The 22,293-nt window shown below is 65.8% G+C and carries 21 protein-coding genes; 10 read left to right on the top strand and 11 right to left on the bottom strand.

Annotated elements, in window-relative coordinates:
• Positions 1–48: 48 nt before the first annotated feature.
• The 4 genes from mdoH to pip form a co-directional block, all read right to left on the bottom strand.
• Entirely contained in the window at positions 49–2,646 is a 2,598-nt protein-coding gene (mdoH, locus tag ACUCV0_RS14745) for a glucans biosynthesis glucosyltransferase MdoH (protein ID WP_059313488.1), read from the bottom strand.
• A complete protein-coding gene (locus tag ACUCV0_RS14740) occupies positions 2,639–4,144 on the bottom strand; it encodes a glucan biosynthesis protein G (protein WP_313647509.1) in 1,506 nt (501 codons plus the stop codon). The genes mdoH and ACUCV0_RS14740 overlap by 8 nt, the downstream gene beginning before the upstream one ends.
• Positions 4,145–4,372: 228 nt before the next feature.
• Positions 4,373–4,810: a D-aminoacyl-tRNA deacylase gene (dtd, locus tag ACUCV0_RS14735; RefSeq protein ID WP_482213014.1), complete on the bottom strand. Its 438-nt coding sequence runs from the start codon at positions 4,808–4,810 to the stop codon at positions 4,373–4,375.
• On the bottom strand, positions 4,807–5,772 hold the full coding sequence (pip, locus tag ACUCV0_RS14730) for a prolyl aminopeptidase (protein WP_271653831.1): 966 nt from the start codon (positions 5,770–5,772) through the stop codon (positions 4,807–4,809). Before pip ends, dtd begins: the two co-directional genes overlap by 4 nt.
• A gap of 133 nt (positions 5,773–5,905) precedes the next feature.
• Between pip and ACUCV0_RS14725 the strand changes: the two genes are divergently transcribed.
• A complete protein-coding gene (locus ACUCV0_RS14725) occupies positions 5,906–6,709 on the top strand; it encodes a cysteine hydrolase family protein (RefSeq protein ID WP_482213013.1) in 804 nt (267 codons plus the stop codon).
• Positions 6,710–6,726: 17 nt separating this feature from the next.
• Here ACUCV0_RS14725 and ACUCV0_RS14720 read toward each other — a convergent pair whose 3' ends face one another.
• The 7 genes from ACUCV0_RS14720 to ACUCV0_RS14690 all read right to left on the bottom strand — a co-directional run bounded on the left by ACUCV0_RS14720 (position 6,727) and on the right by ACUCV0_RS14690 (position 12,172).
• The gene (locus ACUCV0_RS14720; RefSeq protein ID WP_271653829.1) at positions 6,727–7,221 is read right to left on the bottom strand and encodes a YbhB/YbcL family Raf kinase inhibitor-like protein; all 495 of its coding nucleotides are present in this window, start codon (positions 7,219–7,221) and stop codon (positions 6,727–6,729) included.
• 16 nt (positions 7,222–7,237) lie between these two features.
• The gene (locus tag ACUCV0_RS14715; protein ID WP_482213012.1) at positions 7,238–7,801 is read right to left on the bottom strand and encodes a lipocalin family protein; all 564 of its coding nucleotides are present in this window, start codon (positions 7,799–7,801) and stop codon (positions 7,238–7,240) included.
• On the bottom strand, positions 7,798–8,052 hold the full coding sequence (locus ACUCV0_RS14710; RefSeq protein ID WP_059313482.1) for a hypothetical protein: 255 nt from the start codon (positions 8,050–8,052) through the stop codon (positions 7,798–7,800). The genes ACUCV0_RS14715 and ACUCV0_RS14710 overlap by 4 nt, the downstream gene beginning before the upstream one ends.
• A 63-nt stretch (positions 8,053–8,115) precedes the next feature.
• A complete protein-coding gene (gene speA / locus ACUCV0_RS14705; RefSeq protein ID WP_059313481.1) occupies positions 8,116–10,029 on the bottom strand; it encodes an arginine decarboxylase in 1,914 nt (637 codons plus the stop codon).
• Positions 10,030–10,115: 86 nt separating this feature from the next.
• Entirely contained in the window at positions 10,116–10,460 is a 345-nt protein-coding gene (locus tag ACUCV0_RS14700; RefSeq protein ID WP_059313480.1) for a translation initiation factor Sui1, read from the bottom strand.
• Positions 10,461–10,604: 144 nt separating this feature from the next.
• Entirely contained in the window at positions 10,605–11,156 is a 552-nt protein-coding gene (locus ACUCV0_RS14695) for an NUDIX hydrolase (RefSeq protein WP_482213011.1), read from the bottom strand.
• Complete coding sequence (locus ACUCV0_RS14690) at positions 11,156–12,172, bottom strand: DUF2333 family protein (RefSeq protein WP_059313478.1); 1,017 nt, start codon at positions 12,170–12,172, stop codon at positions 11,156–11,158. The genes ACUCV0_RS14695 and ACUCV0_RS14690 overlap by 1 nt, the downstream gene beginning before the upstream one ends.
• A gap of 268 nt (positions 12,173–12,440) precedes the next feature.
• Here ACUCV0_RS14690 and ACUCV0_RS14685 point away from each other — a divergent pair, with 268 nt between their 5' ends.
• From ACUCV0_RS14685 to fis, 9 genes are all read left to right on the top strand, one after another.
• Complete coding sequence (locus ACUCV0_RS14685) at positions 12,441–14,060, top strand: diguanylate cyclase (RefSeq protein WP_482213010.1); 1,620 nt, start codon at positions 12,441–12,443, stop codon at positions 14,058–14,060.
• A 56-nt stretch (positions 14,061–14,116) separates the two neighbouring features.
• Complete coding sequence (gene dsbD / locus ACUCV0_RS14680) at positions 14,117–15,880, top strand: protein-disulfide reductase DsbD (protein WP_482213009.1); 1,764 nt, start codon at positions 14,117–14,119, stop codon at positions 15,878–15,880.
• A gap of 116 nt (positions 15,881–15,996) precedes the next feature.
• Positions 15,997–16,443, top strand: coding sequence for a type II 3-dehydroquinate dehydratase (aroQ, locus tag ACUCV0_RS14675; protein ID WP_059313476.1), 447 nt, complete (start codon positions 15,997–15,999; stop codon positions 16,441–16,443).
• A gap of 53 nt (positions 16,444–16,496) precedes the next feature.
• A complete protein-coding gene (gene accB / locus ACUCV0_RS14670) occupies positions 16,497–16,961 on the top strand; it encodes an acetyl-CoA carboxylase biotin carboxyl carrier protein (RefSeq protein ID WP_187980397.1) in 465 nt (154 codons plus the stop codon).
• Between the two features lie 16 nt (positions 16,962–16,977).
• Positions 16,978–18,324, top strand: a complete 1,347-nt coding sequence (gene accC, locus ACUCV0_RS14665) for an acetyl-CoA carboxylase biotin carboxylase subunit (RefSeq protein ID WP_059313474.1) — start codon at positions 16,978–16,980, stop codon at positions 18,322–18,324.
• 94 nt (positions 18,325–18,418) lie between these two features.
• Positions 18,419–19,294, top strand: coding sequence for a 50S ribosomal protein L11 methyltransferase (prmA, locus tag ACUCV0_RS14660; protein WP_313647485.1), 876 nt, complete (start codon positions 18,419–18,421; stop codon positions 19,292–19,294).
• 110 nt (positions 19,295–19,404) lie between these two features.
• Entirely contained in the window at positions 19,405–20,808 is a 1,404-nt protein-coding gene (locus ACUCV0_RS14655; protein WP_482213008.1) for a DUF3426 domain-containing protein, read from the top strand.
• Between the two features lie 155 nt (positions 20,809–20,963).
• Positions 20,964–21,956 (top strand): tRNA dihydrouridine synthase DusB, encoded by a 993-nt coding sequence (gene dusB, locus ACUCV0_RS14650; protein ID WP_271653822.1) that lies wholly within the window; start codon positions 20,964–20,966, stop codon positions 21,954–21,956.
• Positions 21,953–22,270 (top strand): DNA-binding transcriptional regulator Fis, encoded by a 318-nt coding sequence (gene fis / locus ACUCV0_RS14645; RefSeq protein WP_059313470.1) that lies wholly within the window; start codon positions 21,953–21,955, stop codon positions 22,268–22,270. Before dusB ends, fis begins: the two co-directional genes overlap by 4 nt.
• Positions 22,271–22,293 lie beyond the last annotated feature (23 nt).

Raw genomic sequence — 22,293 nt, 5'->3', positions numbered from 1 at the left:
CCCCGGCGTCTTGCGACACCGGGGCTTTTTCATGCGCGGAGCGCCTCCTCAGGAGGCAGGCCGCGGGGTCAGGCTGGCAGGACTGGCCGCGGCATCCGCCGCCGAATCGCTGTGGGAGCGCGGCCGCAGGGTGGCGTAGGCGTCCCGCCAATTGCGGTGCTCTTCGGCTTTCCAGACCTGCAGGTGCAGTTGCGCCATGCCGTCCGGATCGCTGAGCAGACGCCACTGGTCGTCGCCCTTGGTCTTCTCGGGACCGGCGGCCAACACTCGCGCCACCCGCTCTTCGCGCAGCCGACGGGCCGGCTCCACCACCTTGCCGTGGCGACCGCGGGCCATGCCGATGGCCAGGGCATTGAGCACCGGATCGACAGTGGCGCGCAGGAAGCCCTTGGTCAGGGCGTTGCGGTTGTTCAGGTGCAGGTACTCGTCGGTTGCCACCAGCTCGCGCGGCGGTGCGTATTCTTCCGGGATCAGGAACAGATGATGCCGGCGACTGCCCAGACCCAGGTTGGTACGGCTGGAAATCACCGATACCGGAGCCGAGAGGATCAGCGACACCACGATGGGCGACAGCCACCAGAGGAAGCGCGGGTCGAGCCAGGCCACGCCGGCGGTCCAGATCAGGCCGAGCAGCATCTGCGAACCATGACGGCGGAAGGCTTCGCTCCAGGGCGTGTCGTTGTCGTCACGCTGGGGCGAATTCCACTGCACCGACCAGCCGAGGAAGGCGGCGGTCACGAACACCGTGTGGAACAGCATCCGCACCGGTGCCAGCAGCACCGAGAAGAGCATCTCCAGCATCATGGAGAGGAACAGCCGCAGACCTCCGCCGAATTCCTTGGCGCCCTTGGCGATGATCAGCACCACGCTGAGCAGCTTGGGCAGGAACAGCAGGATCAGGGTGGTGGAGAACAGCGCGATGGCCTGCTCCGGGTGCCACTGGGGCCAGACCGGGAACAGCTGCCGTGGCTGGAAGAAGTACTGGGGCTCCAGCAGCTTGTGGATCGCCAGCAGGGCCGTGGACAGCACCAGGAAGAGGAACCACAGCGGCGCCGACAGGTAGGACATCACCCCGGTCAGGAACACCGCACGGTGCACCGGGTGCATGCCCTTGACCAAGAACAGCCGGAAGTTCATCAGGTTGCCATGGCACCAGCGGCGGTCGCGCTTGAGTTCGTCCAGCAGGTTGGGCGGCAGTTCTTCGTAGCTGCCTGGCAGGTCGTAGGCGATCCACACGCCCCAGCCGGAACGCCGCATCAGCGCCGCTTCGACGAAGTCGTGGGACAGGATGGCGCCGGCGAACGAGCCCGTGCCTGGCAAGGGAGCCAGGGCGCAGTGATCGATGAACGGCTTGACCCGGATAATGGCGTTGTGGCCCCAGTAGTGGGATTCACCCAGCTGCCAGAAGTGCAGGCCGGCGGTGAACAGCGGACCATACACCCGGGTGGCGAACTGCTGCAGGCGCGCGTACAGGGTATCCATGCCGGACGCCTTGGGCGCGGTCTGGATGATGCCGGCACGGGGATTGGCTTCCATCAGCCGGACCAGACTGGACAGGCATTCGCCGCTCATCACGCTATCGGCGTCGAGCACGACCATGTACTTGTACTGGCTGCCCCAGCGACGGCAAAAGTCGTCGATGTTGCCGCTCTTGCGCTTCACCCGACGCCGACGGCGGCGATAGAAGATATGCCCGAAGCCACCGACTTCACGGCACAGCTCCAGCCAGGCCTTCTCTTCGGCCACGCATTTGTCCGGATCGTTGCTGTCGCTGAGGATGAAGAAGTCGAAGTGCTCCAGCTCCCCACTGGCACGGACCGACTCGTAGGTCGCTCGCAGACCGGCGAAGACCCGCGGCACGTCCTCGTTGGCGATGGGCATCACCAGGGCGGTACGCGACTGCGGATCGATCGGCTCGGTCCCGGTGGAGCTGGCGGAGATGCTGTACTTGTCACGACCGCTGAGCAGCTGCCAGAAGCCCATCAGGGCGGTCCAGAAACCAGCGGAGACCCAGCAGAACAGCAGGGCGAAGAGCAGCAGGATGCTGGTCTGCACCACATAGGGCAGGACCTGGCGGACGGATTCGCCCCAACCCTGTTGATAGACCTCGCCAAGATCGACCAGCGCCCAGCCCTGATAGGGCAGTACCGCCTTCATGTACCAGGTCGCGATGCCGGTCTGCGCCAGCATCAGGATCAACAGGATGAAGCGGCGGAAGGAACCCACCTTGCGCCAATGCGCGTGGGCATCGGCCTCGGGATCGGGCTGCCAGCGGCTGTGGTCCTTGCGGCCGAGCAGACGCTTCCAGCTCCGGGTCACGGGGTTGGTGCGCCAGGGATCGGGCACCATCATGGACCGGGTCATGGGCGGGGTGGCCTTGATGAAAACCCGGCCCTGAGCATCGCTGCCCAGCAGTTCGCCGTCTTCCAGGGTGTCGTCCCAACCGGCGGCGAGGCGCGCTTCGGTGGAAGCGATCACCGCGTCGGCGCCCTGGGCGCCCTCGCCGCGGGCACCGGCCAGTTGCCGGTGCAGCGACTCGACGTCGGCCGTCTGGTCCAGCGCCTGCCGCTGCCCGGAGGGCAACGGCAGGTGTTCGAGGTAGTCGCCAGCAGCGGCGACCGAGGTATCGCGGGTGGTGTTATTCATTGGCAGGTAGCTGGTAAGTCCAGGTTTCGCTGAGCGGTTTGTCACCCTGGGCGAGGTTGGCGCGCATTTCCACCGGCTTGGTCTGATCCTTGACCTTGAGTCTCAAGGTCAGGCGATAGCCTTTGGTAACCGGGTTGTAGCGCACAGAGTTCTCGACCAGTTCACCGTTGGCATCCAGGCTGACCTGGGAGCCGACCTGCGAATCCTCGGGCAGATCATCGAGGTTCGGACCTTCGAAGTCGATGACGTAGGCCAGGCTGCCATCGGTTTGACGAACCAGGTTGGACTGGCGCACGTCGCCGGTGGACAGGCGGGTCTGGGAAACCCAGGCCAGGTCCTTGGTATGCAGGTTGGGTTCGTCGGTGGTGAAGTGCAGGCGATAGCTGACGTCGATCGGCTGACCCTTCTCAGGCAGCGTATCCGGTGTCCAGAAGGCCACGATGTTGTCGTTGGTCTCGTCCGGCGTGGGGATTTCCACCAGTTCGACGTGACCCTTGCCCCAGTCGCCCTTGGGCTCGACCCAGCCGCTCGGGCGCTTGTCGTAGCGCTCGTCCAGATCCTGGTACTTGTAGAACTCGTGGCCGCGTTGCAGCAAGCCGAAACCGCGCGGATTCTCGATAGTGTAGGTGCTGACCGACAGGCGACGCGGGTTGTTCAGCGGGCGCCACAGCCACTCGCCATTGCCGGCATGGATGGCCAGGCCATTGGAGTCGTGCAGAGCGGGCCGGTAGTTGACCTGGGCGCTCGGCTGATTGGGGCCGAACAGGTACATGCTGGTCAGCGGAGCGATGCCGAGCTTGTTGACGTTGTCGCGCAGGAACACCTTGGCTTCGACATCGACGGTGCTGTCCTTGCCAGGAGTCAGCACGAAGCGATAGGCACCGGTGGCCCGGGGCGAATCGAGCAGGGCATAGATCACCAGGTTGCGGCGATCCGACTGGGGTTGTTCGACCCAGAATTCGGTGAAGCGGGGAAATTCCTCGCCGGACGGCAACGCCGTGTCGATGGCCAGACCGCGGGCAGACAGGCCATAGACCTGGTTCTTGCCGATCACGCGGAAATAGCTGGCACCGAGCATGGTCATCAGCTCGTCATGCTTGTCCGCCTTGTTCAGCGGATAGAGCACCTTGAAACCGGCGAAGCCGAGATCCTTGAGTTGGGCCTGGTCGATCTGCAGGTTGCCAAAGTTGAACATCGAGGGATCGTATTTGATCTCTTCGACGTTGTTGGCGGTGACCTCGTTGATCTTCACCGGCACGCTATAGTGCATGCCCTCGTGATAGAAGTTGAGGCGGAAGGGCGTCTTGGCGTCCTTCCAGTAGGCCTTGTCCTGATTGAAGGTGATCTGCTGATAATCGGCATACTTCATGCCGCTGAAGGATGCGGGCAGGTTGCTCTTGGGCGCGACGAATTTCTGGCCGGAGAGCTCTTTAGCCTTGGCAGCCACGTCGTCCAGGCTGAAGGCCAGGGCCTGGGCACTGAACAGGCCCAGTGCGATGGAGAGCCCGACAAGGGCGAAGCCCTGTTTGCCCGGTTTAACTTTGGAATGAGATAACACGCAGCCTCCTAAATCAGCGTACGAATACGTTTGGCAACAGGTGGTCGCGAAACGGATAAGCAGTGGTCCGACTCCCTCAGGGGCCAATGATTCCCCAGTTGGACGACCGTTCAAACTCGAACTGCGCAATCATAGACACTTGGCAGGGCGCTGTAAGGGGCGCCCTCACTAAATCGACAATAAAAATGTCACTGGTCCATCGTTGACCAGGGAAACCTGCATGTCGGCGCCGAACCGACCGGTCTGCACCGCGGGATGCAGATCGCGAGCGAGAGCCACTAAGTGGTTGAACAGCTGCTCGCCCTGGGCGGGTGGGGCGGCAGTGGAAAAGCTCGGCCGTCGCCCGCTGCGGGTGTCGGCGGCCAGGGTGAACTGGGAGACCAGCAGCAGACCGCCCGCCACATCCTGCAGGGACAGATTCATGCGCTGCTCACTGTCGGCGAACACTCGATACTCCAGCAACCGCTTGAGCATCCGGCCACAGGCCGCCTCGTCATCCTCGGGCTCGATACCGACGAATACCAGCAGGCCCGGACCTATGGCGCCTATCGTCTCCCCCTCCACTTCCACGCTGGCGCGAGTGACCCGTTGCAGCAGCGCCTTCACTCGGCCTCCTGGGGCAGATCGAGCAACTGGCGGGCGATCTGATCGGTCGCCCGTACTAGGGCGTCACAGATGCCAGGCTCGCTCGCCGCATGGCCGGCATCACGGATGATCTGCAATTCGCTGCCGGGCCAGGCATGGTGCAGGGCCCAGGCATTGTCCAGGGGACAAACCATGTCGTAGCGGCCATGAACGATCACCGCCGGGAGATGGGCGATACGCGGCATGTCGCGCAGCAACTGGTCGGGCTCGAGGAAGGCGTCGTTGACGAAGTAGTGGCATTCGATGCGGGCGATGGCCAGGGCATGCTCGCTGAATTTTTCCAGCACGTCGGGATTGGGCCTCAGGGTCACGGTGCGCCCCTCCCAGCAGGACCAGGCGCGCGCCGCGGACATCTGCGCCAGTTCGTCCGGCCCGGTCAGGCGTCGATAGTAGGCCTGGATGAGGTTGCCACGCTCCTCCTCGGCGATGGGGTGCAGATAGTCCTGCCAGAAGTCGGGGAACAGCCGGCTCGCACCTTCCTGGTAGAACCACTGCAGATCCACCGGCCGCGCGAGAAAGATGCCGCGCAGGATCAGCGCCCGCACGCGCTCGGGATGCCGCTGCGCATAGGCCAGGGCCAGGGTCGACCCCCAGGAGCCACCGAACAGCACCCATTGCTCGATGCCCAGGTGCTCACGCAGTCGCTCGATGTCCTCGACCAGGTGCCAGGTGGTGTTGTTTTCCAGGCTGGCATAGGGCGTGGAGCGACCGCAGCCGCGCTGGTCGAAGGTGACGATGCGATAGAGGTTGGGATCGAAGAAGCGCCGACTCAGGCGATCGCAGCCGGAACCAGGCCCGCCATGGAGGAACAGCACCGGCAGGCCGTCGGGCGAGCCGCTCTCATCGGCGTAGAGTACATGGGGCGCTTCGACGGCCAGCTCGTGACGGGCATAGGGCTTGATTTCCGGGTACAGATTCAGCATGTCGCGCTCCGCAGGGCAGGGTCGGCTTCTTCATCATAGACCTGCACCTTACCTGGTTTCCACGCTGCTCGGGCTTGCCTCGCATCCGCGCCTGGCCGCACCATCATCGGCCTGTCGCCCAAGGAGCCCCCGCATGTCCGAGTCCACGCTGCAGTTGTTGCTGATCGATCCGCAGAACGACTTCTGCGACCTGCCGGGCGCCGCCCTGCCGGTGCCTGGCGCCGTGGCCGGACTGCAACGCGTCGCCGCCCTGATCGGGCGTCTTGGACCCCGGCTCACCGGGGTGCATGTGACCCTGGATTCCCACCAGCCGCTGCACATCGCTCATCCGCATGGGTGGCAGGATGCCAACGGGCAACCACCGGCACCCTTTACCCAGATCGACGCGGACGAGGTGGCCAGCGGTCGCTGGCAGACCCGGGATCCGGCCGAGCGCGCCCGCGGGCTGGCCTATGTGCGGGCGCTGGAAGCGGGGGGCCGCTATCGACTGGTGATCTGGCCGGAACACTGCCTGGTAGGCGGCTGGGGCCATGGGGTGCAGGAGGATGTCCACCAGGCGCTCAATGCCTGGGGCCGAGCGCAGGGTCGCCAGGTGGACTTCATCGCCAAGGGTGGCAACCCGCACACCGAGCACTATTCAGCGCTACGCGCGGAGGTGGTGGATCCAACCGACCCGGGTACCGCCGTGGACGCCAGGCTGATCGCCCGGCTACAGGCGGCTGGCATGCTGCTGGTGGCGGGCGAAGCCCTGTCGCATTGCGTGGCCAGCACCCTGCGCGATCTGCTGGAATTCTGGCCGACGAACCGGCGCCAGGACCTCGTGCTGCTGACCGACTGCAGCCATTCGGTGCCCGGTTTCGAGACCCAGGGCGAGACCTTCCTGGCTGAGATGCGCGCTGCCGGTGTTCGGCTGGCAGCGTCGACGGACGAGCTGTAGCTCACCCGTCGCCTGGCCTATTTGATCTCGTAGAGACCGGTATAGGTCGCCGAGGCCAACTGGTTGAGGTGGAGCATGAAGCGCCCGACGGCATTGGTCGCCTCGGCCGGCACCGGTAGCTGCTCGACCTTGAGCGCATGCAGCTGGAAGATGTAGCGGTGCGGCTTGTCGCCCTTGGGCGGCGCGGCGCCACCAAAGCCGCGGGTGCCATAGTCGTTGATCAGTTGCAGCGCACCTGCGGGCAGGCCCGAACCATCGGCGCGACCGGCGTCTTCCGCCAGCCCCTGGGTGCCGACCGGGATGTTGACCACGACCCAGTGCCAGAAACCGCTACCGGTAGGGGCATCGGGATCATAGACGGTCAGCGCGAGGCTCTTGGTATCGGCTGGTAGATCGGACCACTGCAAGGCGGGCGAGATATTCTCGCCGTGGGCGCCGAAGTCGGCCACGTCGAACTCGTGGCGCTTAGGCATGAAACCATTGTCGGCAAAGGCGTCGGTCCAGAGTTTCACGAGCGGATCCTCCTGGTTAGGGCATGTGGGCGTCGGTCTCGCGCCAGACCAGACGATTGAGGTTGTAGCCCTTCTCGCGGGCGATGCGCAGCAGCTTCTCGCTCTGCGCCGCGGAGATCTCGGGCTTGCGGGCCAGCAACCAGAGGTACTTGCGATCCGGACTGCCGACCAGGGCAGTCTTGTAGTCGTCGTCGACGTAGAGGATCCAGTAGGGCCCCTTGGCCACATTGGGCAGGACGCCACTGAACCAAGTGTCGAAGCGCACCTCCAGGCGGTCGGTCATACCCGGTTTGATCGGGGTGGCGGTACCGGTAGCCTCCTGGACCTTGCCGTTCAGGGTGCGGCAGCGATTGAACACCGCCACCGAGCCATCGGACATGACGTGGTAATTGGCTTCGGACTGGGCACACTTGCGCTGGAAGAACATCGGCAGCCGCGCCAGTTCGTACCAGTGTCCCTGATAACGCTGCAGATCGACATTGCCGGCGGTGAGCGGTGGGACTTCACGCGGACCGCTGGCACAGGCCGCGAGCAGTCCGGCGGCACCCGCCAACAGCAACAATTTGGTAGAGGTTTTCATCGCAGACCCTGCCCGGCGAACATCGCCACCTTATCGTTGAGATACTGCACACTGATGAAGGAGCCGCGATCACCCCAGGTACAGGTGGTGACGCCCAGGGCGCCCGCGCATTCCGTGGGCGCACCCAGGATCTGCTCCACCTCGGCCTTGGTCTGTCCGGCCTTGAGCCGAGAATAGTTTTCCTGGGTCACCTTGCCGCACCCGGCCAGTATCAGGCTGCCCACCAGCAACAGCGCCATGCGCCACTTCATACCTGCCTCCTTCATCCTGACGGCAAGGCTATAGAGCCCGCCCGACCGTCAGGGTTCGCTTTCTCAGCTGGCGAGATAGGAGGAACGGGTCAACCCCAGGCGCATGGCGTCGAGGAACTGGGTGCGCTCGCGCGCGGTGAGGCGGGCGCTGGCGACCTTGTCGCGGTAGTAGGTCATCAGCTCTTCCGGCGAGAGGTGCACGTACCTGAGCATGTCCTCGATGGTGTCGTGGGTCTCGATACCACCGTGGCGCACGCTGCCGTCGGCGTCCTGGTAGACGTTCACCGAGTCGGTGTCGCCGAACAGGTTGTGCATGTCGCCGAGGATCTCCTGGTAGGCACCTACCAGGAACACTGCCAGCAGGTAGTCCTCGCCCTCGCGCACCTCGTGCACCGGCAGGCTGGTCTCGATGCTCTGCTCGTCCACGTACTGCTTGATCTTGCCGTCGGAGTCACAGGTCAGGTCCTGCAGCACGGCGCGCCGCACCGGCTCCTCGTCGAGCCGGGTCAGGGGCACGATGGGCAGGATCTGGTCGATGGCCCAGGTGTCCGGCAGGCTCTGGAACACCGAGAAGTTGCAGATGTACTTGTCGGCCAGCTTGTCGTTGAGCTCGTCGAGCACCTGGCGATGAGAACGCTGACGCGCCTTGAGCTGGTTGTACAGGCGACGGCAGATGGCGAAGTAGCACTGTTCGGCCAGGGCCTTGTCGCCCAGGCTGAGGCTGCCCGCGGCGTACTGGGCAGCGGCTTCGCTGACGTACTGGGTGGCGCGCCAGTAGGTCTCGGTCACCATTTCCGGATCGGTATCGCCCAGCAGCTCGGCCAGCCACTGCACGACCTCGGCCTTGCCTTCGAAGCGCTCGCTGGCCGGCACGCTGTCGTTGTGGCGCTCGACGTCGGTGACCTGCATCACCAGCATGGCGTGGTGGGCGGTCATGGCACGGCCGCTTTCCGAGAAGATGTTCGGATGCGGCAATTCCTGCTGGTCGCAGAATTCCTTGAGCATGCCGACCACGGTACCGGCGTAGTCATCCATGTCGTAGTTGATGGAGCTGGCGTTGCGCGAATGGGTGCCGTCGTAGTCCACGCCCAGGCCGCCGCCGACGTCGATGTGATCCAGCGGCAGGCCCAGGGCGCGCAGCTCGGCGTAATAGCGGATGGCCTCGCGGAAGCCCTGGCGATAGTCGGCCAGGTTGGCGATCTGCGATCCCATGTGGAAGTGCAGCAGGCGCACACCCTGCTCCAGGCCAGCGGCGCGGAAGCGCTCGATCACCGACAGCAGCTGGGCGGCGGAGAGGCCGAACTTGGACTTCTCGCCACCGGTATCGGCCCATTTGCTCGACGCCAGGGACGACAGTCGCACCCGCAGGCCGACCTGGGGCGTGACCTTGAGCTCGGCCGCCTCCTCGATCACCAGCGGGACCTCGGATTCCTTCTCGATGACGATGAAGACGCTATGACCGAGCTTCTGCCCCATCAGCGCCAGACGGATGAATTCGCGGTCCTTGTAGCCGTTGCAGACGATGGTGCCGCCCTTGGGCGCCAGCGCCAGCACCGCCATCAGCTCCGGCTTGGAGCCGGCTTCCAGGCCGATGGAGACGTCGCGGGTGGCGATGATGTTTTCCACCACCGCTTCCTGCTGGTTGACCTTGATCGGATAGAGGGCGGTGTAGCGGCCCTGGTAGTCGAGGCGCTCGATGTTGCGATCGAAGGCGCCCGTCAGGTGACGCACCTGGCCCTGGAGAATGTCGGGGAAACGCACCAGCAGCGGCAGCGACAGCCCCGCTTCGCGTAGCTGGCCGACCAATACGTGCAGGTCGATCGGTTGGCCATCCGGGCCGTGGGGCCGGACCTCGACGTTGCCGGCATCGCTGATGGCGAAGTAGCCGGCACCCCAGTGGCGAATACCATAGACGCTGCGGCTGTCCGCCACGGTCCACTGGCTGCCGTCATCTTTGCGCGTGCGTCGTGGGGACATTCGCGGGAATCTCCTGTAGGGAATCTTGCTTTGGATGGACCGCCGCCAGGGGCGGTAAGTTGTACGCGGAGGCTGGAAGGCCTGGCCTAGCCGCCGGAGCGCTTGGTCTTGAAGCCGCGCTTTTCGAGTTCGCCGAGCAGCAGGTCGACATGGTCACCCTGGATCTCGATGACGCCATCCTTGAGCGCCCCACCCGTCCCACAGCGGCGCTTGAGCGCACTGGCCAGGTCCTTGAGCTCTTCCTCGCCCAGGGGTACGCCACTGACCGTGGTGACCGTCTTGCCGCCACGCCCCTTGGTTTCACGCCGGACCCGGGCGATGCCGTCACCGGCCGGTACCGGCGCCTGGGGTTCTTCCGGACGGATGCGGCCGACGTCGGTGGAATACACCAGGCGGCTGAGGTCCGACAGGGACGAGGCTTTCTTGCTCAAGGGGTGGTCCTCCCAGTTCGGGTTCAGGCGCCAGGCGCCTGGAGGAAACCTTGGATGCAGCGCCAGCCAGTACGGGCCGCGCTATTCCGGGGCCGCGCAATGTAGCAGTATCGCCCCCGGATGCTAAGGCGCGAATGCGAGAAATTAAGGCAGGGATGCGACATCCGTTTGGCTGAGGACCAGCCGCAGGGCTTCGAGGGAATCAGGACAGTACGGCAGGCGCCGTGCCTCGTCGAGAATCATCGCAGGCAGGAGAAAGCGCGCTTCCAGCACCTCTTCCGGCTGCAAGCGCAGCAGACCCTTCCAGCAGGTGCTGAACACTCCACCCCAGAGTCGATTGCCCGGCTCTTCAAAGTAGAAGGTGCCGTGCTCGCGCAGCGCTATACCGCTGACGCCCAGCTCCTCGGCCAGCTCCCGCGCCGCCGACTCCGCATAGCTCTCGCCCGGCGCCACCATGCCGCCAGCGGCGACGTCCCAGTAGCCCGGATAGAGCGCCTTGCTCAGGGTCCGCCGGTGCACGCACAGCTCACCAGCGACGTTGAACAGCAGGATGAAGGTGCAGCGCCCGATCAAGCCGCGTGCGCGCAACTCGGCGCGCGGCAACTGGCCCTGGATCCGATCGTCGCGATCGACCCAGAGCACCATCTCCTGGTCGGAGGCGGCACGATGCGCCGCCTCGCGCGCCCCTATCGTCATCAGCCCTGTTCCAGCAGCTGGCGCAGGTCGATGATGGCGGCGTTGGCACGGGAGATGTAGTTGGCGATCACCAGCGAGTGGTTGGCCAGGATGCCGAAGCCGCTGCCGTTGAGGATCATCGGACTCCAGACCGGTTGCTGCGCCGCTTCCAGCTCACGAATGATCTCGCGCACGTTCACCGTGGCGTTCTTCTTGGCCAGGGTATCGGCGAAGTCCACTTCGATGGCGCGCAGGATGTGCGACAGCGCCCAGGCCTGACCGCGGGCCTCGTAGAAGACGTTGTCGATCTGCAGCCAAGGCGTCTCGACGCGCTGTTCGTGCACCTCCGGCACCTGGCCGGCGGGGATGTCCTGGTTCGGCCGCACTTCGGCGTCGAGGCGTACGCGACCGACGCTGGCGGAAAGCCGCTGGGACAGCGAGCCCAGACGGGTCTCGACGTCACCCAGCCAGTTGCGCAGGTTGTCCGAGCGCGAATAGAAGTAGGCAGCCTGCTGGCCCTGGGTGTTCTGGCCGCCCAGGCGCGCCAGGTAGCGGTCCAGGGAGGCGATGCCGGCGCGGTATTCCGATTCCGACGAGGGCATGGCCCAGCTGTGGTTGTCGAAATTGAAGCGCGGCTCGGCCTGAGCCAGGTCGACGTCTTCGGTGGACTGCGACTGGGAGCGGGCGAAGTCCTTGCGCAGGGCGCGGGCCAGGTCGCGGGTCTGCACCAGTACGCCGTATTCCCAGGACGGCATGTCATCCAGCCACAGGCCGGGCGGGAAGATGTCGTTGGAGAGATAGCCGCCCGGCTTGTCCAACAGGGTTCCGGCGACCTGCTTGAGCGTCTCGACCGTGGTGTAGCCGAGCACCAGTTTGCGACCGCTGGCCGCAGCCGCCTCTTGGGCATGCTGCTGAACCGGGAAGAAGTCCGGCTCGCGACTCCAGTACCAGCCTATCGCCAGGGTGACCAGCAGGTAGAGCGCTACCAGCACTGCCACCAGCCGGAGCCATCCCGATCTCAAGTTCCACTCCCGCATGGGCAATTCCTTGCAATGATTTCAAAGGTGTTGGCGCTTGGACCCCTGCCGCCGGCGCCGGTTGCGCGGCTCTCGCTGGCAAGGCGGACACGATGCGCGTGCGCAGCCGCTTCCGAGACTAGGGTAACAGGCGACAGACGCTACTCCAGAAGCGACAGACAGTGTCCGTGCAAGCGGCATAGCCGCCGCTAACCAGGGTATCGCCTCTACCCTGCCAAGTTTCAATTGGTAGCATAGGGCCACCACCTCAAGAATGACGGAACAATTCGTGAGCGAACCAGATGATCCGAACCGGGACCGCCTCAAGCTGCACTTCGCCCAGCGGGTCATCCATCAGTCGCGCCAGGTGCTGGAGATCTGGCAGCGGTTGCAACGGGACGAATGGACGAGTGGCAGCCTCGCCGAGCTGAGCGACGCCAATGCCCGCCTCCTGCAATACGCGAAGCGCTTCGAACAGCAGGGGCATGCCGATCTCGCCGAGACCATTGGCGGGACCCTGGCCCAGGTCGCCGCCAATCGCGGGCGTCTCAACAGCCAGGCCATCACCGAACTCAGCCAGGCCATGCAGAGCCTGTCGCGCACAGGCCTGCGCCAGGGCGATCAGCTCGAAACCACCAACCTGCCACCGCTGCGCAAGCCGATCTACATCGCCCTGCTCGATACCGAACGCGCCGAGCGCCTGGCGCCGCAGATGGAATACTTCGGCGTCACCATCCAGATCATCCACAACGCCGACGACTTCCGGTCGATGATGGACAGCCGCCACCCGGCAGTCATCGTCATGGACGTGGACTTCGGTGGCCCGGGCGTCGGCATCCGGTTGGCCCTGGAGGCCCAGAACGGTCTCGAGCGCAAGCTGCCGGTGCTGTTCTACAGCCACCAGGAGGCCGACACCCCCTTTCGCCTGGCGGCGGTGCGCGCCGGCGGCCAGGAGTTCTACACCGGCACCTTGGACTCGGCGCGCCTGCTGGAAAAGATCGAGACCCTCACCCGCACCGTCTACTACGATCCGATCCGCGCCCTGGTGGTGGACGACTCCCGCGCCCAGGCCATGGCCACGGAGATGGCGCTCAACAGCGCCGGCATCGTCACCCGCACCCTGATGCAGCCCGGCGCGGTGATGGCGCACCTGGCCGAATTCGTACCCGACCTGATCATCCTCGACATGTACATGCCCGAGTGCACCGGCACCGAACTGGCCAAGGTCATCCGCCAGCACGAGCGCTACGTCAGCGTGCCCATCATCTACCTGTCGGCCGAGGACGACCTCGACAAGCAGCTGGACGCCATGAGCGAAGGGGGCGACGACTTCCTCACCAAGCCGATCAAGCCGCGCCACCTGATCGCCACGGTGCGCACCCGCGCCGCCAGGGCGCGCAGCCTGCAGGCACGCATCGTCCAGGACAGCCTTACCGGCCTGTACAACCACACCCACACCCTGCAGCTGCTGGAGGACGCCTGCTTCCGCGCCCGGCGCAGCCAGCGGCCGATCACCTTCGCCATGCTGGACATCGACCATTTCAAGCAGGTCAACGACCACTATGGTCACCCCATGGGCGATAGAGTGATCAAGAGTCTGGCGCTGTTTCTCAAGCAGCGGCTGCGCAAGTCCGACCACATCGGCCGTTATGGCGGCGAGGAATTCGCCATCGTCCTGCCCGACACCGACCTGGCCACCGCCACCCGCCTGATCGACGAGATCCGCCAGCGCTTCGCCGAGATCCACTACCCGGCGCCGCCCAAGGAACTCAGCTGCACCTTCAGCGCTGGCGTGGCGCAGCTGCAGCCCGATCAGGAGATGTCGCTGCTGGCCAAGCAGGCGGACGAAGCCCTCTACGCCGCCAAGCATGCCGGACGCAACTGCGTGCGCCAGTACGGCCAGAGCTAGTCTGGCGGGCCGGATGCCTCTGCTATGATCGGCCGCTGCCGATCATCGAGATGACCATGCGTGCCCTGCTGTTCCTGCTCACCCTGCTGCTGACCCTGCCCGCCACCGCCGGCCTGTTCGACGCGCCACGACCGGCGGCGGACCTGGGCCTCGGCGGCCAGCGCCCCAGCCAGCAATTCCTGCCGGTGGATCAGGCCTTTCGCCTGGAGCAGCGGCGCGACGCCAACGGTCGTAGCGTGGTGCGCTTCACCATCGCCGAGGGCTACTACCTCTATCGCCAGCGCTTCGCCTTCGACGCCGACCCCGGCCTGCTGACCGCGCCGGTGGTCCTACCGCCCGGTGAGCCCAAGCACGACGAATGGTTCGGCGACGTCCAGGTCTATCACGCGGGCGTCGACATCCCCCTGCCCCTGGCGCCCAACCGAGGCGGTCGGATAAGGGTCACCTACCAGGGCTGCGCCGATCGCGGTCTTTGCTATCCACCGGAAACCCGCACTCTCGAGATTACCGGCCCCGTGGCCTCGCCCGCCGCGAGCCCAGCGGGTGAGGCCTCCGTTCTCGACCAGGGGTGGTGGAAAAGAATCCTGCTGGCCTTCCTGGCTGGCCTCGGCCTGACCTTCACCCCCTGCGTACTGCCAATGCTGCCCATCGTCTCGGCCGTGGTCCTGGCCGGCAAGGCGCGCCCGGGTCGTGGCCTGTTGCTGGCGCTGGCCTATGTGATACCCATGGCGCTGAGTTTCGCCGCCCTGGGCGCGCTCATGGGAGTCTTCGGCGCCAGCCTCAACCTGCAGGCGCAACTGCAGTCGGCCTGGGTGCTGGTCCCCTTCGCCCTGTTGTTCCTGCTGTTCGCCCTAGCCATGTTCGGCCTTTTCGAGCTGCGCCTGCCGGCGGTCCTGCGCGATCGCCTGGAGCACCTGGCCAGTGGTACCCGGGGCGGCTCCCTCGGCGGCGCGGCTACCCTCGGCGTGCTGTCCAGCCTGATCGTCTCGCCCTGCGTCTCGGCGCCCCTGGCGGGACTGCTGCTCTATATCAGCAGCACCGCCGACTGGCTCGGCGGCGGACTGGCCCTCTTCGCCCTGGGCCTGGGCATGGGCACCCCGCTGATTCTGATCGCTGCCGGCGGTGGGGCCCTGTTGCCGCGTAGCGGGGGCTGGCTGGTAGGCATGCGCAATGCCTTCGGAGTGCTCCTGCTGGCCGTGGCGCTATGGCTGCTCGAACGGCTGCTGCCCGGGCCGCTGGCGCTGGCGGCCTGGGGCCTGCTGGCCGCCGGGGGCGGGCTGTTTCTTGGTGCGCTGGAATTCGTACCCAAGCCCCCTCGCCAACGCCTGCTGCAACTGGCCGGCCTGGCACTGGTGGTATACGGCGTGGCGGCGGGTATCGGGGCCCTGCGTGGTGCCAGCGATCCGCTGCGCCCCCTGGGCGAGTCCGCCCGGCCGGCGGTGGTCGCACGCGAGGATGGCCTGCGTAGCCTGAGCGATCCGGCGGCCCTGGCTGCCAGCGTCGGCCAAGGCCGCCCAGTGCTGGTGGACGTCTACGCCGACTGGTGCATCAGCTGCAAGGTCATCGAGCGCGAGGTATTCGGCAACCCCGAGGTCCAGGCGCAACTCAGGGACTTCGAGCTGATCCGCTTCGATATGACGCAAAGCACCCGGGAACAGCGGCAGTGGCTGCAACAGCGAGGCCTGTTCGGCCCACCCGCGATCCTGTTCTATGCTGCCAACGGCCAGGAACAGGCAAAGGGTCGCATCGTCGGCGAAATCGACGCCACGGGCTTTCTTGCCCGACTGGGCGAGGTGAAAAGGCTTGTCGCCAGCGATTAAAAGAATTTCGCCCAACGTGCTGGCATTTCCGGCAAACGTCTAGCGACTGGACAGTCACCTCAGGTTGCGGCATAGTCCGCGGCCAATCTGGTTGCGAAATCGCGAGGCAAGTGGCTATGGCGCATCTGCTGGTACTGCACGGGCCCAACCTGAATCTGCTGGGAACCCGCGAGCCGGGCGTCTACGGGGCTACCACCCTGGCGCAGATCAACGCCGATCTCGAAGCCCGCGCCAGCGCGGCAGGGCATCGCCTGGACCACCTGCAAAGCAACGCCGAGCACCTGCTGATCGAGCGTATCCACGCCGCGCGCGACGAAGGGGTGGATTTCATCCTGATCAATCCAGCCGCCTTCACCCATACCAGCGTCGCCCTACGTGACGCCTTGCTCGCGGTGAGCATCCCATTCATCGAAGTGCACCTGTCGAACGTGCACAAGCGCGAAGCCTTCCGCCACCACTCCTATTTTTCCGATGTGGCGGTCGGTGTCATCTGCGGACTCGGCGCCAGTGGCTATCGCCTGGCGCTGGAAGCCGCCTGCGAACAGCTCGCCGCCCGCGGCTGAGCGCGACCCAATATCCAGAACATCACCTGAACCCGAGGGGAGAGCCAACGCCAATGGACATCCGTAAAGTCAAGAAACTGATCGAGTTGCTGGAAGAGTCCGGTATCGACGAGCTGGAAATCCGCGAAGGCGAAGAGTCCGTCCGCATCAGCCGCAACACCGGCCGCAACCAGGGCATGCAGACCGTCTACGCCGCCGCCCCCGCGCCGGTCGCCGCGCCGGCTCCGGCTGCCGCTCCGGCCGCTGCTGCGCCGGCTACCGAAGCCGCCGCTCCGCAACTGACCGGTAACGTGGCTCGCTCGCCCATGGTCGGCACCTTCTACCGCGCGTCCTCGCCCACCACCCCGGCCTTCGTCGAAGTCGGCCAGCAGGTGAAGAAAGGCGACATCCTGTGCATCGTCGAAGCCATGAAGATGATGAACCACATCGAAGCCGAAGCCAGCGGTACCATCGGCCAGGTGCTGGTCGAGAACGGTCAGCCCGTCGAATTCGACCAGCCGTTGTTCACCATTGTCTAAGCCCGTGGAGCCCACGATGCTGGAAAAAGTCCTGATCGCCAACCGCGGGGAAATCGCCCTGCGCGTGGTGCGTGCCTGCAAGGAGCTGGGCATCAAGACGGTGGCGGTTCACTCCACCGCCGACCGCGAACTGATGCATCTGTCCCTCGCCGACGAATCGGTGTGCATCGGCCCGGCCCCCTCGCCCCTGTCCTACCTGAACATCCCGGCCATCATCAGTGCTGCGGAAGTCACCGGCGCCACCGCCATCCACCCCGGCTACGGCTTTCTCGCCGAAAACGCCGACTTCGCCGAGCAGGTGGAGCAGTCCGGTTTCGCCTTCGTCGGCCCCACCGCCGACGTGATTCGCCTGATGGGCGACAAGGTATCCGCCAAGAACGCCATGAAGCAGGCCGGCGTGCCCACCGTACCGGGCTCCGACGGCGCCCTGCCGGATGACGAGGCCGAGTGCCTGCGCATCGGCCGCGAAGTCGGCTATCCGGTGATCATCAAGGCCGCCGGTGGCGGTGGTGGTCGCGGCATGCGCGTGGTCGAGGACGAGGCCGAGCTGATCAAGTCGATCAAGCTGACCCAGACCGAAGCCGGCGCCGCCTTTGGCAACTCCATGGTCTACATGGAGAAGTTCCTCGGCAATCCGCGTCACGTGGAAGTCCAGGTCCTCTCCGACGGCCAGGGCAACGCCGTGCACCTCTACGATCGCGACTGCTCGCTGCAGCGTCGTCACCAGAAGGTGATCGAAGAGGCGCCTGCGCCCCAGATCGACGAAAAGGCCCGTGAGGAAGTCTTGGCGCGCTGCGTCAAGGCCTGCATCGACATCGGCTACCGTGGCGCGGGTACCTTCGAGTTCCTCTACGAAGACGGTCGCTTCTACTTCATCGAGATGAACACCCGCGTACAGGTGGAGCATCCGGTGACCGAGATGATCACTGGTGTCGACATCGTCAAGGAGATGCTCAGCATCGCCGCTGGCAACCCGCTGTCGATCAAGCAGGAAGACATCAAGATCACCGGCCACGCCATCGAGTGCCGGATCAACGCCGAAGACCCCAAGACCTTCATGCCCTCCCCGGGCCTGGTCAAGCATTTCCATGCGCCGGGCGGCAACGGCGTACGGGTGGATTCGCACCTGTACAGCGGCTACAAGGTTCCGCCGAACTACGATTCGCTGATCGCCAAGCTGATCACCTGGGGCAAGACGCGCGAAGAGGCCATGGCCCGGATGCGCAACGCCTTGGACGAGCTGATCGTCGACGGCATCAAGACCAACGCCGATCTGCACCGGATGCTGACCCGCGACCAGGCCTTCGGCCAGGGCGCGGTGAACATCCACTATCTGGAGAAGAAGCTCGGCATGCGCCACTGAGCGCATGACGACCTTTGATTCAGCGAACGGGCTGCCCTCGGGCAGCCCGTTTTCATTTACCCTCCCCGCTTTGACCCGATTCAGGTAGCCCACCATGTCCTGGCTGCAAGTCCGCCTCGCCCTCACCCCCGCCCAGGCGGAGACCTACGAAGACCTCATGCTCGAACTGGGTGCCGTCTCGGTGACCTTCATGGACGCCGAGGACCAGCCGATCTTCGAGCCGGACCTCGGCACCACCCCGCTGTGGTCCCAGACCCATCTGCTGGCGCTGTTCGAAGGCGATACCGACGCCGAGGCGCTGGAACAGCGCGTGCAGCTCCTGGCCAACGGCCTCGTCTACGAGGTGGAGCGCCTGGAAGACCAGGAATGGGAGCGCAGCTGGATGGACAACTTCCAGCCCATGCGCTTCGGCCAGCGGCTGTGGATCGTGCCCAGCTGGCACGAGGCGCCGGAGCCGGCGGCGGTCAACCTGCTGCTCGACCCGGGCCTGGCCTTCGGCACCGGCACCCACCCCACCACCTCGCTGTGCCTGCAATGGCTGGACGGCGAGCCGGTCGAGGGGCGCCAGGTGCTGGATTTCGGCTGCGGCTCGGGCATCCTCGCCATTGCCGCCCTGCTGCTGGGCGCCGAGCGCGCGGTGGGCACCGACATTGATGTCCAGGCCCTGGAAGCCTCGCGGGAGAATGCCAACCGCAATGGCATCGACCCGGCGCGTTTTCCTCTTTATCTCCCCGCCGACCTGCCAGGCGAGCAGGCCGACGTGGTGGTGGCCAACATCCTCGCCGGCCCATTGGTCGGCCTGGCCGAGCAGATCACCCGCCTGACCCGCATCGGTGGCCGCCTGGCCCTCTCCGGCATCCTCGCCGAGCAAGCCGAGGACGTGCGTGCCGCCTACGCCGGCTGCTTCGACCTGGAACCTACCGCCACCCTGGATGGCTGGGTCCGCATCAGCGGCACCCGTCGCCGCTGACCGCCTGCGCCTCTAGCGGTCCGCTCAACCGGCAGCCCGGTAGAGGCCCTTCTTTCGCCAGGGCCTTCGGGTACACTAGCGCGCTTAAATTCCCTGGCTGTCGCCTCGCCATGACCGAATCCCTCGTCGCCCAGTGCCCGCATTGCCATACCCGCTTCCGCGTCACCCAGGAACACCTGGCCGCCGCGGACGGCGACGTACGCTGTGGCGTCTGCCTGGAAGTGTTCAATGCCAGCAACCAGGCCGCGCCGCTGACGGCGCCGGAAGCCGCTCCGGTGGCACCCGCCCCGATGGCCGAGCCCACGCCGACGTCGAGCGAAGCTGCCTGGCCGCACGACGAACTGGACCTGAGCCACCTGGAGCTGGATGCCGAGGTCGCTCGCCTGAGCGCCCTGGAAGAGCAGCGCCGCACGCCCGTCGCGCCGGCAGCACCACCGGCCGTGATAGCCCCGCGGGAAGAGCCCGCACCGGCACAAGGGCTGGCCGCTCGTCGCTCCCAGGAAGACGAGGACGCCTTCGAACTGCCGTCGATCGGCGCGCTGTCCACTGCACGCGACCCGGAGCCGGAACCCTTGAGGCTGCAGGCCGAATCCGATCTCTCGCTCGACGCGGAACCCGAGTCGGTGCCCGCATCGACCTTCGAGCCAGAACCAGAACCAGAGCTGGCCCCGGAGCCCGAACCCGTTGAGCCCGTCATCAGCCCACGGCCTGCCGCGGCCCTGGCGGCGCCGCTGAAACCCGCGCCGGCACCGCCGCCCGCTCCCCTGACCGCACCCGCTCGCGAACGCCAGGAGCCGGCACTCGGCGCCGTCGAGGCTGACGAGGACGAGCGGGCCGAGCCCGGCCTGGGCCGCCTGGACGATTGGCAGGAGCCCACGCCCGAGCCGCTCAGCGCCGACCGCGATACCGAAGACGAGACGTTGCCGGCCAAGTCGGCGACCGCTCTTCGCAGCGAGCCGGAGTGGCAGGACGACCCCCTGGTCGACCTGCACGACGAGCCGCTTCAGCTGGACAGTCGCCAGGAACGCCCCCACTGGGGCCGGCGCCTGCTGTGGGCGCTGCTCTGCCTGCTGGCACTGCTCGGGCTGGCTGGTCAGTATGTCTACTACCACTTCGACGAACTGGCGCGGCAGGACAGCTATCGACCGCTGTTCGTCCAGGCCTGCGCCGGCCTGGGCTGCAAGGTGCCGTCCAAGGTCGATGTCCAGCAGATCCGCAGCAGCAACCTGGTGGTACGCAGCCATCCGCAGTTTTCCGGCGCCCTGCGCGTTGATGCCATCCTCTACAACCGCGCGCCCTTCTCCCAGCCGTTCCCGCTGCTCGAATTGCGCTTCGCCGACCTCAACGGCCAGCTGCTCGCGAGCCGTCGTTTCAAGCCGGGCGAGTACCTGAACGGCGAACTCAAGGGCCAGGACGAGATGCCGCCGCAGACGCCGATCCACATCGCCCTGGACATTCTCGACCCTGGTCCGCGGGCGGTGAACTATAGTCTGAGCTTCTTCTCGCCAGAGTAGGCCCGGGGTGAATTGCTCATAAACTAGCCAACTCGCGCTTTATCCGGAGGCGTCGAGCGGGTATCATTCCCAACCCTTTTCAAGCACAGCAGCCCCTGTCCGCGGCCGGTTTCCGGCGCAGGCGGAACAGGCGCCTATTCGCCAGGGAAAAAGATATGTCGATGGTACGCATCGGCCCTTATACCTTGCCCAACTCGCTGATTCTCGCGCCCATGGCCGGGGTCACCGACCTGCCCTTCCGCCGCCTGTGCCTCGCGCTCGGCGCCGGCATGGCCGTGTCGGAAATGGTGACCAGTGACGTGCGTCTCTATGACAGCCGCAAGTCGCGGCTGCGCCTGATCCATGCCAGCGAGCAGGAGCCACGTTCGGTGCAGATCGCCGGCGGCGACCCGGCGATGCTGGCCGAGGCGGCGCAGCGCAATGTCGAGCTGGGCGCCCAGATCATCGACATCAACATGGGCTGCCCGGCGAAAAAGGTCTGCAACAAGGCCGCCGGCTCCGCGCTGATGAAGGACGAGGCCCTGGTGGCCGAAATCCTCGCCGCCGTGGTGGCCGCGGTGGATGTACCCGTGACCCTGAAGATCCGCACCGGCTGGGATCCCGAGAATCGCAACGGCCTGCGCATCGCGCAGCTGGCCGAGGCGGCCGGCATCCAGGCACTGGCCGTACATGGCCGCACCCGGGACGATAGGTTCCTCGGCGCCGCCGAGTACGACACCATCGCGGCCATCAAGCAGGCGGTAGGCATCCCGGTGTTCGCCAACGGCGACATCGACAGCCCGGAAAAGGCTCGGGCGGTGCTCGAGCATACCCGCTGCGACGGCCTGCTGATCGGCCGCGCGGCCCAGGGCCGGCCCTGGATCTTTCGCGAGATCGCCCATTACCTGGCGACAGGTGAACACCTGGCAGCGCCCAGCGATGCCGAGGTGGAAGCCATCCTGCTGGAGCATCTGGACGCCCTGCATGCCTTCTATGGCCCGGAAATGGGCGTGCGCATCGCCCGCAAGCACGTCGGCTGGTACCTGGCCGACCGTCCGGGCGCAGCGGAATCGCGCGCCCAGTTCAACCGACTACAAGACACTCAAGCCCAGCACGCCAGCATTCGCGCGTTTTTCGCGCAGCCCCCGATAGGGAAGCAGGTGGCATGAATTCGATGACCGAGACTTTGACTGGAACAGCGCCCGTGAGTGACAACGGCGACCTCAAGCAGCACCTGACCGCCCCCCTGCAAGAGGGCCAGACGCTGCGCGACAGCGTGGAAAAGGCGCTGCGCAGCTACTTCGCCCATCTCGATGGGCAGCCGGTGACCGACGTCTACAACATGGTGCTCTGCGAAGTGGAAGCACCCCTGCTCGAAAGCGTGATGAATTACGTCAAGGGCAACCAGACCAAGGCGTCGGAGATGCTCGGGCTCAATCGCGGCACCCTGCGCAAGAAGCTCAAGCAGTACGACCTGCTCTGATCCGCCTCCTCGCCGGCGGCCCA

The organism is Pseudomonas sp. VMV1 (assembly GCF_056790235.1).
This window is presented reverse-complemented; position numbering and strand designations above follow the sequence as displayed.